General features: G+C 61.9%; 16 protein-coding genes. 6 read left to right on the top strand and 10 right to left on the bottom strand.

The window, feature by feature from the left end:
* Nucleotides 1-4: 4 nt before the first annotated feature.
* The 5 genes from pdxH to dinG all read right to left on the bottom strand — a co-directional run bounded on the left by pdxH (nucleotide 5) and on the right by dinG (nucleotide 8,018).
* The gene (pdxH, locus tag ACF6ZU_RS19005) at nucleotides 5-652 is read right to left on the bottom strand and encodes a pyridoxamine 5'-phosphate oxidase (RefSeq protein WP_392885973.1); all 648 of its coding nucleotides are present in this window, start codon (nucleotides 650-652) and stop codon (nucleotides 5-7) included.
* Between the two features lie 24 nt (nucleotides 653-676).
* The gene (locus ACF6ZU_RS19000) at nucleotides 677-1,768 is read right to left on the bottom strand and encodes an OmpA family protein (protein ID WP_392885971.1); all 1,092 of its coding nucleotides are present in this window, start codon (nucleotides 1,766-1,768) and stop codon (nucleotides 677-679) included.
* Nucleotides 1,769-1,882: 114 nt separating this feature from the next.
* A complete protein-coding gene (locus ACF6ZU_RS18995) occupies nucleotides 1,883-3,028 on the bottom strand; it encodes a serine hydrolase domain-containing protein (RefSeq protein ID WP_392885969.1) in 1,146 nt (381 codons plus the stop codon).
* 239 nt (nucleotides 3,029-3,267) lie between these two features.
* Nucleotides 3,268-5,778: a beta-agarase gene (locus ACF6ZU_RS18990; RefSeq protein ID WP_392885967.1), complete on the bottom strand. Its 2,511-nt coding sequence runs from the start codon at nucleotides 5,776-5,778 to the stop codon at nucleotides 3,268-3,270.
* A gap of 95 nt (nucleotides 5,779-5,873) precedes the next feature.
* Entirely contained in the window at nucleotides 5,874-8,018 is a 2,145-nt protein-coding gene (gene dinG / locus ACF6ZU_RS18985) for an ATP-dependent DNA helicase DinG (RefSeq protein ID WP_392885965.1), read from the bottom strand.
* A 99-nt stretch (nucleotides 8,019-8,117) separates the two neighbouring features.
* Between dinG and ACF6ZU_RS18980 the strand changes: the two genes are divergently transcribed.
* Nucleotides 8,118-8,582, top strand: a complete 465-nt coding sequence (locus ACF6ZU_RS18980; RefSeq protein ID WP_392885963.1) for a CopD family protein — start codon at nucleotides 8,118-8,120, stop codon at nucleotides 8,580-8,582.
* 119 nt (nucleotides 8,583-8,701) lie between these two features.
* On the opposite strand, the gene ACF6ZU_RS18975 is transcribed toward ACF6ZU_RS18980, so the two are convergent.
* From ACF6ZU_RS18975 to ACF6ZU_RS18960, 4 genes are all read right to left on the bottom strand, one after another.
* Nucleotides 8,702-9,460, bottom strand: coding sequence for a collagen-like protein (locus ACF6ZU_RS18975; protein WP_392885961.1), 759 nt, complete (start codon nucleotides 9,458-9,460; stop codon nucleotides 8,702-8,704).
* Nucleotides 9,453-9,731, bottom strand: a complete 279-nt coding sequence (locus ACF6ZU_RS18970; RefSeq protein ID WP_392885959.1) for a DUF1145 domain-containing protein — start codon at nucleotides 9,729-9,731, stop codon at nucleotides 9,453-9,455. The genes ACF6ZU_RS18975 and ACF6ZU_RS18970 overlap by 8 nt, the downstream gene beginning before the upstream one ends.
* 148 nt (nucleotides 9,732-9,879) lie before the next feature.
* A complete protein-coding gene (locus ACF6ZU_RS18965) occupies nucleotides 9,880-10,599 on the bottom strand; it encodes an OmpA family protein (protein ID WP_392885957.1) in 720 nt (239 codons plus the stop codon).
* A gap of 89 nt (nucleotides 10,600-10,688) precedes the next feature.
* Complete coding sequence (locus tag ACF6ZU_RS18960) at nucleotides 10,689-11,384, bottom strand: OmpA family protein (RefSeq protein ID WP_392885955.1); 696 nt, start codon at nucleotides 11,382-11,384, stop codon at nucleotides 10,689-10,691.
* 189 nt (nucleotides 11,385-11,573) lie between these two features.
* Here ACF6ZU_RS18960 and ACF6ZU_RS18955 point away from each other — a divergent pair, with 189 nt between their 5' ends.
* Genes ACF6ZU_RS18955 through ACF6ZU_RS18940 form a run of 4 tightly spaced genes read left to right on the top strand, consistent with a single transcriptional unit; the run spans nucleotide 11,574 to nucleotide 13,300 of the window.
* Nucleotides 11,574-12,071, top strand: coding sequence for a DUF6231 family protein (locus tag ACF6ZU_RS18955; protein WP_392885953.1), 498 nt, complete (start codon nucleotides 11,574-11,576; stop codon nucleotides 12,069-12,071).
* A 4-nt stretch (nucleotides 12,072-12,075) separates the two neighbouring features.
* A complete protein-coding gene (locus ACF6ZU_RS18950; protein WP_392885951.1) occupies nucleotides 12,076-12,552 on the top strand; it encodes a YchJ family protein in 477 nt (158 codons plus the stop codon).
* Between the two features lie 47 nt (nucleotides 12,553-12,599).
* The gene (locus ACF6ZU_RS18945) at nucleotides 12,600-13,094 is read left to right on the top strand and encodes an LEA type 2 family protein (protein ID WP_392885949.1); all 495 of its coding nucleotides are present in this window, start codon (nucleotides 12,600-12,602) and stop codon (nucleotides 13,092-13,094) included.
* Nucleotides 13,091-13,300 (top strand): SEC-C metal-binding domain-containing protein, encoded by a 210-nt coding sequence (locus ACF6ZU_RS18940; RefSeq protein WP_007906737.1) that lies wholly within the window; start codon nucleotides 13,091-13,093, stop codon nucleotides 13,298-13,300. The genes ACF6ZU_RS18945 and ACF6ZU_RS18940 overlap by 4 nt, the downstream gene beginning before the upstream one ends.
* A 123-nt stretch (nucleotides 13,301-13,423) precedes the next feature.
* Here the strand turns inward: ACF6ZU_RS18940 and ACF6ZU_RS18935 are convergent, their stop codons facing one another.
* Nucleotides 13,424-13,987: a cysteine hydrolase family protein gene (locus tag ACF6ZU_RS18935; RefSeq protein WP_392885946.1), complete on the bottom strand. Its 564-nt coding sequence runs from the start codon at nucleotides 13,985-13,987 to the stop codon at nucleotides 13,424-13,426.
* Between the two features lie 146 nt (nucleotides 13,988-14,133).
* Between ACF6ZU_RS18935 and ACF6ZU_RS18930 the strand changes: the two genes are divergently transcribed.
* Nucleotides 14,134-14,778, top strand: a complete 645-nt coding sequence (locus ACF6ZU_RS18930; RefSeq protein ID WP_392885944.1) for a glutathione binding-like protein — start codon at nucleotides 14,134-14,136, stop codon at nucleotides 14,776-14,778.
* Nucleotides 14,779-14,905: the final 127 nt, after the last annotated feature.

Genomic DNA, 14,905 nt, shown 5'->3' with positions numbered 1-14,905 from the left:
CTGCCTAGGGTGCCAGACGTTCAAGAATCCAGTCGGCGCCCTGGGAACGGTAGTTGAGGCGATCGTGCAGACGGCTCGAGCGGCCCTGCCAGAATTCGATGCGCTCAGGCAGAAGGCGATAGCCGCCCCAATGCTCAGGGCAATGGGGCGCGGTATCGCTGAAACGTTGTTCGGTGTTCTTGAGCAGCGCTTCCAGTTCTCCACGGTCGGCAATCACGCGGCTCTGCGGCGAAGCCCAGGCGCCGAGACGGCTGCCCAGTGGCCGAACCTGGAAATAGGCATCGGACTCTTCCGGCGTGACCTTCACCACCCGACCTTCGATGCGTACCTGACGCTCCAGCGCGGGCCAAAAGAACGTCATGGCCGCGAAAGGGTTCGCCGCCAGGTGTTGGCCCTTGGCGCTGTCGTAGTTGGTGAAAAACGTAAAGCCGTGTTCGTCCAGGCCCTTGAGCAGCAGGATGCGGCAATGAGGCCGACCGTCCTTGTCGACGGTGGCCAGGGTCATGGCGTTGGCTTCCACCGGCGCCTGTTCGGTTTTCACCGCGTCGGCAAACCACTGGTGGAACAGCGCGAACGGCTCGGCCGGGGCTTGCGCCTCGGTCAGGCCGTCACGGGTGTAGTCGCGACGCATATCAGCCAGGCCCTGGGTCATGGCGCATTCCTTTTGATTAACGAATCACTTTTTTACCGCATCGGCGGCAACGACTTTCTTGTCAGCTGCGGCGGCTTTGGCCGGTGTGGCCTTTTTCGCGGGTGTCGCGGTTTTGGCCGGTGCCTTCTTGGCGGCGGCTTTCTTCACCGGTGCCTTTTTCGTCGCTGGCACGGCGGCTTTCTTCGCGGCAGGTGCAGGCGTGACCGGCACGGCAGCGGGTTTGACGTCCTGGGCAGCAACCATCTTCACCGGTGCCGGTGCTGGCATGTTGTATTTGCTCAGCAGCGCGACCATGGTGTTTTGCGGGGTGACCAACAGTTCAACACGACGGTTCAAGGCACGGCCTTCAGCGCTGTCGTTGGCCGCACGCGGGGCTTCGCCACCCATGCCGCGCAACATCAGGCGGTCACGTTGCAGGCCGCTGAGGCGGAAGATCGCCGCCACGGCTTGCGCACGTTCCTGGCTCAGTTTTACGTTGGCCGGCGCGGCACCCGAAGTGTCACTGTGACCCAGGACCAGCACGGCAGTCTTGGGATCGACTTCGAGGATTTTCGCCACGCGGGTGAACGGGCCCAGGGTTACCGGCAGCAGCATGGCCGGACGGTCAGGGTTGAACGAGCCTTCTACCGGCGCGGTGACTACCAGCACGTTTTCACGGCGTTCGAGTTGCAGGTTGCTGTCCTTGATCGCCGTGCGCAGGCGCGGTTCGTAATCGTCGAGCCAGGCCTGGGTCACTTTCGGGTCAGGCATCGGCACGACTTTGGCCGTGCTCTGCTCTTTACCGCCGAACGGCCACCACCATTTGCCACCCGCGTCGGCTTCAGCCTTGGCCACTTCGACCGGCTTGGCTTCAGGTTTTACTTCGGGTTTCTTGTCCAGCACCTCATCGGAACCGAACGGCCAGTACCAATGGCTGGAGCTTTCAGCCTTGGTCACCGGGGCCGCAGCTACAGGTTTTACAGGGGCTGGCGCCGGGGCCGGCTCCTTCGCCGCGACCTTGTCGGAAGACCCGAACGGCCACCAGCTGCTGCCATCCGAATCATTTTTTGGAGTTTGTGCACAACCGGTGACTGCGACACACAGGGCCAGAGCGAGGGTGGTTTTATTGAATGACATTGGAAATCCACAAAAAAGAAGTCATAAAAAAACAGGCCGGCATGACCCGGATAAACAGACGGTTGGAAACCATAAAGGCCTTCGGGTTCCGGCCCTGGAACCCTTGAGCGCGTTTTACAGACAAGTGGCCAATACCCGCGCGAGCTTTTGCGCGCGCGGATCCATCAAGACGTAAGGCCCCAGTGTATTTGTCACAAACCCGAAGGCGACATCGTGCTCCGGGTCAGCAAAACCGATGGAACCGCCCGCCCCCGGATGACCGAACGCCCGCGGGCCGAGGCCGTAGGTGGCGTTGGGCACGTCCGGTTGATCGAGCATGCAACCCAGGCCGAAACGGGTCCGGGTCAGTAAAGTCTTGTCTTCGCCGAGGCTGTGCTCGCGGGTCAGCTCGTCGAGCATTTCGCCTTCGAGCAAACTGCCGTCAAGCAGTCCGGCGTAGAACCCGGCCAGGCTGCGGGCATTGCCGTGGCCATTGGCCGCCGGTTGCTGCATGCGCCGCCACTCGGGCTTGTTGGTGCTGGTCAGGACCGACGGCGGGTTGGTGAACGCGCGCGTGGTCATGGCCGTCGGTTCGCGCATCGTCACTTGCAGCAAGCGCTGGGCGGCGGCATCGCCGACATTGCCCTTGCCGCGGGCGATGTGCGCCACGCGATGGAATTCTTCATCCGCCAGGCCGACATGGAAATCCAGGCCCAACGGCTTGGCAATGCGCGCGACGATGGACTCGCCCGGCCCGCGACCGTCGGCACGGCGCAGCAACTCGCCGACCAGCCAGCCATAAGTAATCGCGGCATAACCGTGGGCGGTGCCCGGTGTCCACCACGGCGCTTCGGCGGCCAGTGCGTCGACCATGGTCTGCCAGTCGTAAAGTGCTTCGGGCGCCAGCAACTCGCGCAACGCCGGCAGGCCGGCCTGGTGGCAGAGCAACTGACGCAGGGTCACGGATTCCTTGCCGGCGGCGGCAAACTCGGGCCAGTAGCGCGCGACCGGGGCATCCAGCTGCAACTTGCCTTCGGCGACGAGTTGCAGGGCGTTGACCGCCGTGAAGGTCTTGGTGCAGGAAAACAGGTTGGCGATGGTGTCGCTGTGCCAGGCCTCGAGCCCGTCCTTGTCGGCGGTGCCGGACCAGAGGTCGAGGACGGTTTCGCCACCGACCTGAATGCACAGCGCCGCGCCGCGTTCCTGGGGATCGTCGAACAACGCCGCGAACGCCTCGCGCACCGCTTCGAACCTGAGTTCGTAATGACCCTGAATCTGCACCCGCTACTCCCTCGGACAATCGTTCTACAAAGTGGCCGGCATTGTTCCAGCCATTGACGGTTTTGGGAACAGGGTTGGGCCGGGCGGTCGGATTGCCCATCTGTTCGATCAGCAATTTATGGTGTGTTTGAAGACGCCATCGCGAGCAGGCTCGCTCCTACAAGGGATCTCAGTCACACCCGAGATCTCCTGTGGGAGCGAGCCTGCTCGCGATGAACGATAACGCGGTCTATCAGGACTCAGTGACCATTCCCCGAATGCCCACCCGCATGCCCAGCGCCCTGCCCCGCGCCTTTGCCGGCCTCACCTTTGCGCCCGCCCTCGGCATCGTGACTAGCCTTGTCCGCTTCAGCCTTGGCCTTCTCCGCCTCTTTGCCCAGCTGATCGACGGTCGCCAGGTTGCTCTTGCGCACGCTGTCGACGAAGCCCTGGAACGGCAGGTCGGTAATCCCCACCAAACCAAAATGCCCGTTCTCACCGTCCAGCAGACGACCGGTCACCGGTTGATCGAGGTACTGGAACCAGTGCACACCGACAATCGACGGCTCGCTCAGCGCCTGTTTCAGGAAATTGGCGTAAGCCGGACCGCGATCCTCTTCCTTGGCCAGTTGCGTCACGCCGCCCCAAAACGGGCCGCGATCCGCCGAGCCAAAGTTGAATTCGGTGATCAACACCGGTTTATCCAGGCTGCGCAGTTTGGCGAAGTCGTAACCGTCCTGCGGTTGCAAGGTGTACAGGTTGAAACTCAACACGTCGCAGTACTGCGCGCAAGACTCCACGGCTTCCGGAGTACTGGTGGCGAAGCGACCGCCGAGCAACAGCTGGTTGGGCGCGTGCCACTTCAGCGAGTCGGAAATGGTTTTGAAATAGGTGTCGGCGAAGACCTTCTGGAAGTATTTGAAGTCGGCTTCGATTTCCGGGTGATCGGCGCTTGGCAGTGGCGGCACGAAGCCCGGGTCTTCCATCAGTTCCCAGGCCGGCAGGTCGATGCCCCAGGCTTTGGACAGGCCCGCTTGATTGCGGTACTTGTCGCGCAGTTGCTTGAGAAACGCGCGCTTGGCCGGCACGTCGGTGGTCATTTTCAAGGTGCCGTAGGCCAGTGCGTATCGGGCTTTCGGATCATCGCCAGGACCGGCCCAGGCCAGTTCATTGTCGGCGAAGTAACCGATCAGCCACGGATCGTCGCGATGATCCCGGGCGGCGATGGCCACGGCACGTTCGGTGGCCATGGCGAAACGCGGGTCGAACGGGTCAGGCATGCCGCCCCACCAGTCGGAACCCGTGCTGATGCTGGTGTAATCGCCGACGATCGACAGCGGCAAGGTGTACGGCACGCGGTCCGCATTGGCCAACGCCGGGGCGCTCCAGTTGCCAATCGTGTTGAAGCCCCAGGCTTGCAGGCGGTCCAGGGTGTGGCTGGCCCAGCGTTGTTCGTCGATCACGGCGGTGCAAGGTGCGGCGGGTTGCTGTTCAACCGCTTTGGCGACGCTGGCGTCCTCTGCGCCGGTCTTGGCGGCTTCGGCCACACCGGATTCAGCCGAGGAAGGCACGACCGGTTGTTCGGCGGCTTTCTCGACCGTCGTTTCAACCGCCTCGGCCTTGGCCGCTTCGGCCACACCGGCCTTGGTGTCGCTCGCCATTGAGCAAGGCGCGCCGTACAAACGCTGCAAGTTGGCGCCATAGAAATCGTACCAGCGGCCGGCGTTGTAGCCGCGGCCCTGATCGACACCATTGCCGCCACGGTTGTCGCCTTCGCCAAAGTGGCTGGCCAAAGGTTCTTCGGGTTTAGGCAGGGATTCGAACATCCACTCGCGACCGGCGATGTAAGTCTGGTTGACGTCCGGAGCGACGGTGTTGACCCCGAGCGAATAGAACGGATGCCCTTCCGGGGTCACCAGATACCAGCGACCGTCGCGTTTCTCGGTGCGGAAAAAGCCGCTGGCCTTGAACGCAGGCCCTTTGGTCCAGCCGCCAAACTTGTCCAGCGAGGCCTTCTCGCGCTCGGCCAGCCAGGTCTTGGTCTGTTGCTGTTCCTTGGCGGCGGCGCTTTTCAGTTGCTCGTCGCTGCTGATCTTCTCCGGCCATTTGGTCCGGGTCGATTGGCCGTATGCGTCGACCAGATTGCCGTAAACCGTTTGGGTGACCGACTCTCCGTCCTGTACGCCAAAGCGCTCAAGCAAGAGGCTTTGCGCAACTTTCGGTTGATCCATCGACAGAGTCACCGACACCACCTGGCTGCGATCCAGTTCCCCGGCGCTGCTGGCCAGCAGGATGCGTTGACCGTCGATGGTCATCGGCATCGGCGGCCCGGCTTTCATGCCCAGGCTCAGCGGCGAACTCGGCTGCAACGGCACCAGCAGCGTTTGCGCAGGACCGGCGGGCAGATCAACGCGGCTGACCAAGGTCTTGCCGTCGTTGCTCTGGATTTTCACGTAGAGGGTCACGGCCCAGTTCATGGCGCTCTGGATCCGCAGGCTCATCACGCCCGACTGCGACCAGTCCCAGGCGCCGGTCTGCGGCGTCAGGCGCAAGGTTGGCTGAGCCACCGGATTGAACGTCACCCGGCGCAGCACTTCGCCTTCGGCCGTTTGCTCTGCGTTGGATTGCGGCAGGCTGGCGTCCTGAGTGGTCACCTGGACCACGTCGGCGGGGCGCACAAAGTTGAACAGCGTCTGCTGGCCTGCGGGAGCGGCGAGCAAGGGCGTTGCGAACAACAAGGCAAAAACGGCAGGCAACGAACGGCGGATCATAAGAACGAAGTTCTCCCTAGCGACCAACAATGGCCAATGGAAAAGCGATGGCAGAGAGATAGACAACGCGGTGGGCAGATTTGCCCACCGGCGTATCAGGAAATTTCACGCCGGAAGGGCGGCAACGCATTGAGGATGGCTTTGCCGTAACGCTGGGTCACCAGGCGCCGGTCAAGCAAGGTGATGGTGCCGCGGTCTTCTTCGGTACGCAGCAAGCGACCGCAGGCCTGGACCAGTTTCAGCGAAGCGTCCGGCACGGAGATTTCCATGAACGGATTGCCGCCCCGCGCTTCGATCCATTCGGCCAACGCCGCTTCGACCGGATCATCGGGCACGGAGAATGGAATCTTCGCGATCACCACGTGCTCGCAGTACGCGCCGGGCAAGTCCACCCCTTCGGCAAAACTCGCGAGGCCGAACAGCACGCTGGAATCACCGCCATCGACCCGCGCCTTGTGCTTGTTCAGGGTTTCCTGTTTCGACAGGTTGCCTTGAATGAACACTTGCTTGCGCCAATCGCGGTCGAGGCCATCGAACACGTCCTGCATCTGTTTGCGCGAGGAGAACAGCACTAGCGTGCCGCGCGAGCCTTCGACCAGTTGCGGCAGATCGCGAATGATCGCCGCCGTGTGGGCTGCTGCATCACGGGGATCGGCCTTCAGGTCCGGCACCCGCAGCACGCCGGCGTCGGCGTGATGGAACGGGCTCGGGACCACGGCGGTCACGGCTTTTTTCGGCAGGCCAGCGCGCATGCGGAAGCGGTCGAAGGTGCCGAGCGCAGTCAGGGTCGCCGAGGTCACCAGGCAGCCGTAAGCCACGTTCCACAGGTTGCGCCGGAGCATTTCCGCCGCGAGGATCGGGCTGGCGTTGACCTCGATGTCGAACAGCGAACCGCTTTCGGCCAGGGTCAGCCAGCGCGCCATCGGCGGGTTGTCTTCCGGGTCTTCGACGGTGAACGCAGTCCACAGCTCCCAGTTGCCCGAAGAACGGGACAACAGGCTGCCGAACAGCGGGTACCACTCTTCGGCCTGGTTGCTGGCGATGCCGATGTTGACCTCGCCGTCCATGCCTTCCTTGAGCAGTTCAGTGAGACGAGTGAACAGATCGGTGAGACGGGCAAAGCCCTTTTTCAGCTCGATGCCCATTTCGCGCATGTGCTCGGGAATCACCCCGCCGACGAAACGATGACGCGGCCGTTCGCGGCCTTCGACGTCTTCGCCGGGTTTGAAATCGGCGACCTGTTCGCACGCGGTGAACATGAATTGCTGCTGGGTCTTGATCTCGCGGGCCAGTTCCGGCACCTGTTCGATCAACTTGCCCAGGTCGCCCGGCAGCGGATGTTGGGCGAGTAATTTGGTGAGGTTCTTCGCGGTGGTTTCCAGCCAGTCGGCAGTGGAACGCAGGCGCGTGTAATGGGCGAAGTGGCCGATGGCCTTGTCCGGCAGGTGATGGCCTTCGTCGAACACGTAGATGGTGTCGCGCGGATCGGGCAAAACGGCACCGCCGCCGAGGGCGAGGTCAGCCAAAACCATGTCGTGGTTGGTGACGATCACGTCAACCTTGCCCATGCCTTCGCGGGCCTTGTAGAAGGCACACTGGCCGAAGTTCGGGCAATGACGGTTGGTGCACTGGCTGTGATCGGTGGTCAGGCGCGCCCAGTCGGCGTCTTCCAGGGCGGTGGACCAGCTGTCGCGGTCGCCGTCCCACTTATTGCCGGCGAGCTTCTCGATCATGCTGGTGAACAGCTTCTGGCTGGCCTCATCGACCTCGATCTTGAAGCCTTCTTCTTCGAACAACTGCGCCGTGGCGGTTTGTGCGTGGCCTTCCTGCAGCAGCATGTCGAGCTTGGACAGGCACATGTAGCGCCCGCGGCCCTTGGCCAGGGCGAAGCTGAAGTTCAGCCCGCTGTTGCGCATCAGGTCCGGCAGGTCCTTGTAGACGATCTGCTCTTGCAGGGCCACGGTAGCGGTGGCGATCACCAGACGCTTGCCAGCGGCCTTCGCGGTCGGGATCGCCGCCAGGCTGTAGGCCACGGTTTTACCGGTACCGGTGCCGGCTTCCACCGCGACAATCGCGGGGTCGCCACTGCGCCGGCCTTCGTCGTCGGTGTCGATGTCACCGAGGACTTTGGCGATTTCGGCGATCATCAGGCGTTGACCGTAGCGCGGCTTGAGGCTCTTGGCTTCGAGAAAACGCGAGTAGGCGCCCTGGATCGTGGTTTTGAGTTCAGTGCTGATCATGGATTGTCGGGCGCAAAAAACGCTGGATAAATTTTCAGTGGTTCGGTTCGGCGGCTATCATACCGCGCTAATTAATCCCGCGCAGAACGGAGTACCCCAATGACACCTTTTGGCATCGTTTACACCCTGCATGTCCTGTCGGCCCTGGTCTGGGTCGGCGGCATGTTTTTCGCCTGGATGGTCCTGCGCCCCGCCGCAATGAAGGCGCTGGAAGGCCCGGCCCGCTTGAAGCTGTGGGTCGAAGTGTTTCAAGGTTTTTTCCGCTGGGTCTGGGTCGCGGTGGTGCTGTTGCCGATCAGCGGAGTGGGCATGATTCATTTGCAGTACAGCGGTTTCGAGGCCGCGCCGCGTTATGTGCAGATCATGATGGGCCTGTACCTGGTGATGACCGCGCTGTTTATCCGGATTCAGGCGTTGCTGTTGCCGGAGTTGCGTACGGCGGTGACGGCGCAGGATTGGCCGGCGGGTGCTGCGGTGCTGGGGAGGATTCGCAAGTTGGTGGGGGTTAATCTGATTGTGGGGTTGGTGTTGGTGGCGATCGCCTCGGCTCGCCCGATGCTTTAAAAGCTTCGTCGGAACGCCGCCCGGAGCCGGCTCGCTCCCACAGTGGCTGGTGTGATCCCTGTGGGAGCGAGCCTGCTCGCGATGGCATTCGATCAGACGACAAACATTTCCGGAATCATTTACAACCGCTGAACCGTCACCGAACCCGCTGCACCCGCGGGCCCCGGCTGGCCATCAACGCCTGGCTTGCCGCTCTTGCCGCCGTCGGCCTTGTACACCAGACAACCCTTGGCCTTGCCACCCGCGCCCGGCTTGCCGCCAGGGCCGGCCAGACCACCGGCACCGCCGGCGACCTGAACCTTGATCTGCTCCGCCGGATAGTCTTGCGGCACTTCCAGCCTGACCAGCGCACCCGGCGCGCCCGGTTGCCCGTCGCTGCCATTGCTGCCATCGGCACCGCGACCGGCCTGGCCCCAGGTGCAACCCGGTGCCTGACCGTTGGCGCCGTCGAGACCGACAAAACCCGGCGCTCCCGCACCACCGCGTGCATCGACCGACAACTGCGCGGCATTCAATGCCTTGATCTGCAGATTCAGATTGCGTCCCGAACGGGCCGCCTTGAGGTAAGTCCCCGGTGCACCGCGCGCGGTGATCTGGCTGCCTTCGGACAAGTCGGCACGATTGACCTTCAACGCCAGGGCATTTTCGCTGGGCACAATCGCGATACGCGCTTCACGGCCCAGGCGCAATTCACCCACGCTGACTTCGGTCACGTTCGAGGGAATCAGCAAGGTGCCGTAATCGGCCACTTCCAGGCGCTCCAGTTGCAAAGTGCTGGCGGTGTTGGGCAGGCGCATCAGCGAATTGGTTTCGACGCTGACCACCTGGGCACAGGCGAACGGGCTGATGAGTGCAGCGAGCAGACAGAGTTTACGCATGGGAAGCCTTCGGAACGGCAGGAGCCGGAATGGTTTGCAGGTGGAAAACACCGAAAAAGACAATCTTCAAGCGGTCACGCCAAGGGTGGGCGCGACCCCGGAGGCTGCGGAAACAGAACAGCGCCTCGAGAAGATGAAGGCACGCCAGCAGGCCGCCAGCCGCATTGACCAGCAGGTGCAGCGGATTGACAAAAGGTATGAGCAGATTGACCAGCACCACCAGCCAGAACAGCAGGGTCAACAGCTTTCCCAGCGCCCAAAACACCTTCATACGCTCCCCCGTTGAGAATTATTCTTTGCGCGCACAGTAACGGCTTCCACGCGGGATAAGCCAGAGGGCAACGGAAAATTCTTCATGAAGGCCGCCGAATGACCGTCGGTACAACCGAAAGGGTTGCCCGACGGCTCTATCGCGGGGCTCAGCGATTGATGTGCAATTCCACGCGACGGTTTTTCGCGCGTCCTTCGTCCGTTTCGTTATCGGCCACCGGCTCGCTTTCGCCGCGACCTTCGCTGGTGAGTTTGTTCGGCGCCAGGCCCATGCCCAACAGGTACGCCGCCACGCTGCTGGCGCGTCGTTCCGAGAGTGCCTGGTTATAGGCATCCGAACCCACACTGTCGGTATGGCCGATCACCTTGATGCTCACCACGTCCGCGCTTTGCAGTTTGGGCATGTACGTATCCAGCTGACTTTGTGCCGCAGGTGTCAGGTCGGATTTGTTGAAAGCAAACAGAACGTCGCCCGCATCGCTCAGGGTGATGACTTCGGGTTCAGCAGGTTCGGCCGGTTTCACGCTGGCCGGGTATTGCGGCAGTGGACAACCGTGATGTTCGACGGGCGTATTGGCCGGCGTGTCCGGGCAGCGATCGCGTCGATCGAAGACGCCGTCGCCATCTTCGTCGCCATCCTGGGCGTAGCAGATCAGGCCACCGGTCAAGATACCAAGCGCCGCTCCGCCGGCCGCCCAACCGCCACTCTCGATAGCGCCCAGGCCGCCACCGACCAGGCCGCCGAGAACGCTGCAGATGGGCCAGGTACGTTGATTGAGGGGGGCAGTGCCATCGCTGTGAGTAGCGCAACCGGTCAACAGGCTGCCAAGCAGCAGAACCGGCAAGACGGTCCGTGTGAGAAGGCTCATGGTGAAAGCTCCTGTGTTACCGGCCGTTGCCGGTTACACAGGAGTAAAGACCCGCATCCGCGACTGCACAAGCCGCGGATGCGAGGGACCTAGCGTTGGATTTTGATTTCCGTGCGACGGTTCTGTGCACGGCCGTCGGCGGTTTTGTTATCCGCAACCGGCTGGCTTTCACCGGCACCGGAAACAGACACGAAGTTGCTGCGTGGCACGCCTTCCTGGATGAGGTACTCGACGACCGAGTGAGCGCGTTTATCCGACAGGTTCTGGTTGTAGGCATCACTGCCCACGCTGTCGGTATGGCCAGTCACGGTCAACCGGGCCGTCGGGGCTTCCGCTTTCAAACGAGTGGCAATCTTGTCGAGGACCTGTTTGTCAGCCGCAGTGAGTGTGGCTTTGTCGAACTGGAAGTGAACATCGCGGATGACAATGGTTTCTTCCTTGACCACAACCGCCTCTTCAACCACTGGTGCAGGAACTGGTGGTGGGCAGCCATCGGCATCGACCTGAACGCCTTTAGGCGTTCCCGGGCACTTGTCGCGGCTGTCCGGCACGCCATCGCCGTCTTCGTCGCCATCACCGTGAACCCAGCAATAGGCAGCGGCCGTACCACCGACCAACAGCGCGCCGTACCCTGCCCATGCGGAGCTCTCGGTCGCGCCGAGACCCGCACCCACGACACCGCCGACCGCCGCACAGGTCGGCCAGTCGGTTTTCTGCAAACCTGCGCAACCAGTCAACACACTGGTTAGCAGAACCAAGGGTAATGCTGTCCGAACTATGCTCATCTAGTTTTCTCCTGAGGGATCGGCTTAGAACCGATTCACGGAGTAAAGACCCGAGTTTTAATCTCCGCCAGCAATAGGCCATTGCAGTTTTATCCCGTGTTAACGGGCGATCGGCACTTTTGCCGCCGAGGCGCTCTATATCTGGGGCTTTGGGCAGGCTAGTCTTGGCGCTCTGAATGAGGATCTTCGATGATTGCAGGTATTTCTTCACGCACGCCGCAGCAAGCACTGGCCGCTTTGCTGGACCGTTATGCCCCGCCGCGCCTGTTGCTGATCGGCGCCAGCGAGTTCCCGGCGCTGGAAGCGTTCAAGCTCGCACACCCTGACACCTGCGTTGCACACGCGGCGCCCGGACCATTGCCCGCCGAAATTGCAGCCCGCCGGTTCGATCTGGCGCTGGTGGTCGATTGCCTCGAACACCTGCCCAAGCGTGACGGCCTGAACCTGCTCGGCGGGATTCGCAACCTCAATGCCAGTCGCATTGCGGTGCTCGCGGACCTGCCCGCCAGCGGCTGGCAGGAAACCGATTTTTTCTCCCTGGCCCTGCAAGCCAGCGAACGTTTCCAGCGCGACGATCAAGTGCTGACCCTGTTCACCTACGATCTGCTTGACTACAAACAAGTCCCCGACTGGCTCAACTCAAGGTTCTGGGCCAATCCGGAAAACTTCGGGAAATACTGGTGGTAACGCAATGAGTACATCCATTTGCCCTTGCGGCAGCGGCACCCTGCTCGACGCCTGCTGCGGCCATTACCATGCCGGCCACCCGGCCCCGTGCGCCGAGGCGTTAATGCGTTCGCGCTACAGCGCCTATGTGCTGGGCCTGATCGATTACTTGGTCGCGACCACCCTGCCCGCGCAACAAGCGGGGCTGGACCGGCAGTCCATCAGCGACTGGAGCGCGCAAAGCACCTGGCTCGGGCTGGAAGTGGAAAGCTCCGAAGTGTTCGGCGGCCAGCCGGAACACGCCTTCGTGACCTTCACTGCCCGCTGGCACGACGGCAGTGGCGAACACAGCCACCGCGAGCGCTCGTCGTTCGTGCAGAACGCCGGCCACTGGTACTTCATCGACCCCACCGTGGCACTCAAGGCCGGACGCAACGATGCCTGCCCGTGCGCCAGCGGGCAGAAATTCAAGAAATGCTGCGCGGGGTATTTCGCCAGTTGAGGTGATCCTTGAAGAGCTAGACTGGGGGTCAAGGGAGAAACACGACCATGATCACCCGTCGGTTCGCACCACACCTGTTCACCCTGCTCCTGATGTTCGGGCTTGGCGGCTGTGCGTCCTGGTTCAGCGACGATGCGCCGGATCCCGAAGTGCATCTGGTCAAGGTCGAGGTGGTCCAGGCCAAGCTGATGCAGCAACGCTTCCTGCTGCACTTTCGTGTCGACAACCCCAACGACAGCGACCTGACGGTGCGCGGCCTCGAATACCGGGTTCATCTGGGCGACATCCTGTTGACCGAAGGTGAGCACGAGCACTGGTTCACGGTCGGCCCCAAGCGCAGCGGACTGTTCAAGGTGCCGATCCGCACCAACCTGTGGCCACAGGTGAAGGAGCTGGTGAAACTGCTGAAAAAACCCGATCAAGCCATTCCCTATCGTCTGGAAGGTGAGCTGGAAACCGGTTTATTCATCGCGCACTACGTGCACCTGAAACGTAATGGCGTGATAATCCCCGCCGATTTAATTCCGGAGCACACCCGATGACCCAGCAACCCCACGTTCATGGCCCTGACTGCAACCACGATCATGACCATCACGACCACCATGATCACGACCATGGCCATGTCCACGGCCCGAACTGCGGTCACGCGCACCAGGAACCAGTGCGCAACGCCCTGAAGGACGTTGGCCGCAACGACCCTTGCCCGTGCGGCAACGGCAAGAAGTTCAAGAAGTGCCACGGCGCTTGATGCTTCGGGCGATGTTCAACTTCGCCCGGTAGATCGCCTTCGCGAGCAGGCTCGCTCCCACATTGAAATACGATCAACTGTGGGAGCGAGCCGGCTCCGGGCGGCGTTCCGACGAAGAGGCCCTTAAAGCCACCATCCATTCAAGATCTGTGCGGTATTTACGACCGTCGCATATTCCCCCTGCAAATTCCCCAGCGACATCGCGTGCACTTCTTCCGCTGAATGCGCATTGCCAAAATAATCCGCCTTGTCGAACGTGAAGCACGCGTCCTCCGCCACCCACGCATCAAACCCAAGATTCCCCGCCGCTCGCGCCGTGGATTCCACCGAGTTGTGGGTCGCCACGCCGACAATTACCAACTGCCCGATCCCCGCCTCGCGCAACCTCGCCTCCAGCCCGGTCCCGCAAAACGCATCCGGCACCTGTTTCTGAATCAGCCACTCGCCGGCCATTGGCTGGAACCGCTCCTGAAACTCCACCCCCGATTGCTCCGGCCAGAACACCGAATCCGGTGAACGGGACAGGTGCTGAACGTGAATCACCGGCCGCCCGGTTCGACGCCAATGCGCCAGCAAATCGAGGATCCGCGCTTCGGCCTGTGGATTGTTTCGCCGGCCGAGCCGCGGTTCCAGGATGCCTTTTTGTTGGTCGATGATGATCAGTGCCGCGTTGGTCTTGAGCTCCATGCCGATTTTTCTCACGCAAGGTCATTGAATTTCACGCACTTCAGCATCACCTCCTCCTACAGGCAAGCCATCGATCGCAAACAGGACGACCTGATGCCCACGGTTGCTGTCCGATCCTTACGACGTCACTTGATGTGGAGCACTTCATGATCGACCTGTATTACTGGACCACCCCCAACGGCCACAAGATCTCGGTTTTCCTTGAAGAAGCCGGCCTGCCTTACAACGTGCACCCGATCAACATCAGCCAGAACGAGCAGTTCCAGCCGCACTTCCTGAAAATCTCGCCGAACAACCGGATCCCGGCCATCGTTGACCATGAACCGGTCGACGGCGGCGAACCGCTGTCGGTGTTCGAGTCCGGCGCGATCCTGCTCTACCTCGCGGAAAAAACCGGCAAGTTCCTGCCCAAGGACCTGCGCGGCCGTCAGCTGGCGCTGCAATGGTTGTTCTGGCAGATGGGCGGACTGGGGCCGATGGCCGGGCAGAATCATCACTTCAGCCAGTTCGCACCGGAAAAAATCCCTTACGCGATCAAGCGCTACATCGACGAAACCGCGCGCCTCTACGGCGTACTCGACAAGCAACTGGCGACCCACGAGTTTGTTGCCGGCGACGAGTACAGCATTGCCGACATGGCGATCTACCCGTGGATCGTTTCCCACAAGTGGCAGAGCCAGAATCTGGAAGACTTCCCGAACGTGCTGCGCTGGTTCACCCACATCCAGAACCGCCCGGCGACGGTGAAGGCGTATGCCCTCGCGGCCAAGGTCAACCCACCTAAATCCTGACACACCCATTTTGTAGGAGCCGGCTTGCCGGCGATGGCGGTGTAACTGTTGACATGAATGTTGAATGTCAGACCGCTATCGCCGGAACGCCGCCCGCAGCAAGCTGGCTCCTACAGGTTCGGTGTTC

The organism is Pseudomonas migulae (assembly GCF_043225285.1).
Classification (GTDB): Bacteria; Pseudomonadota; Gammaproteobacteria; order Pseudomonadales; family Pseudomonadaceae; genus Aquipseudomonas; species Aquipseudomonas migulae_C.
Note: the sequence above shows the minus strand (reverse complement) of the source record. Positions and strands in the feature narration are given on the sequence as shown.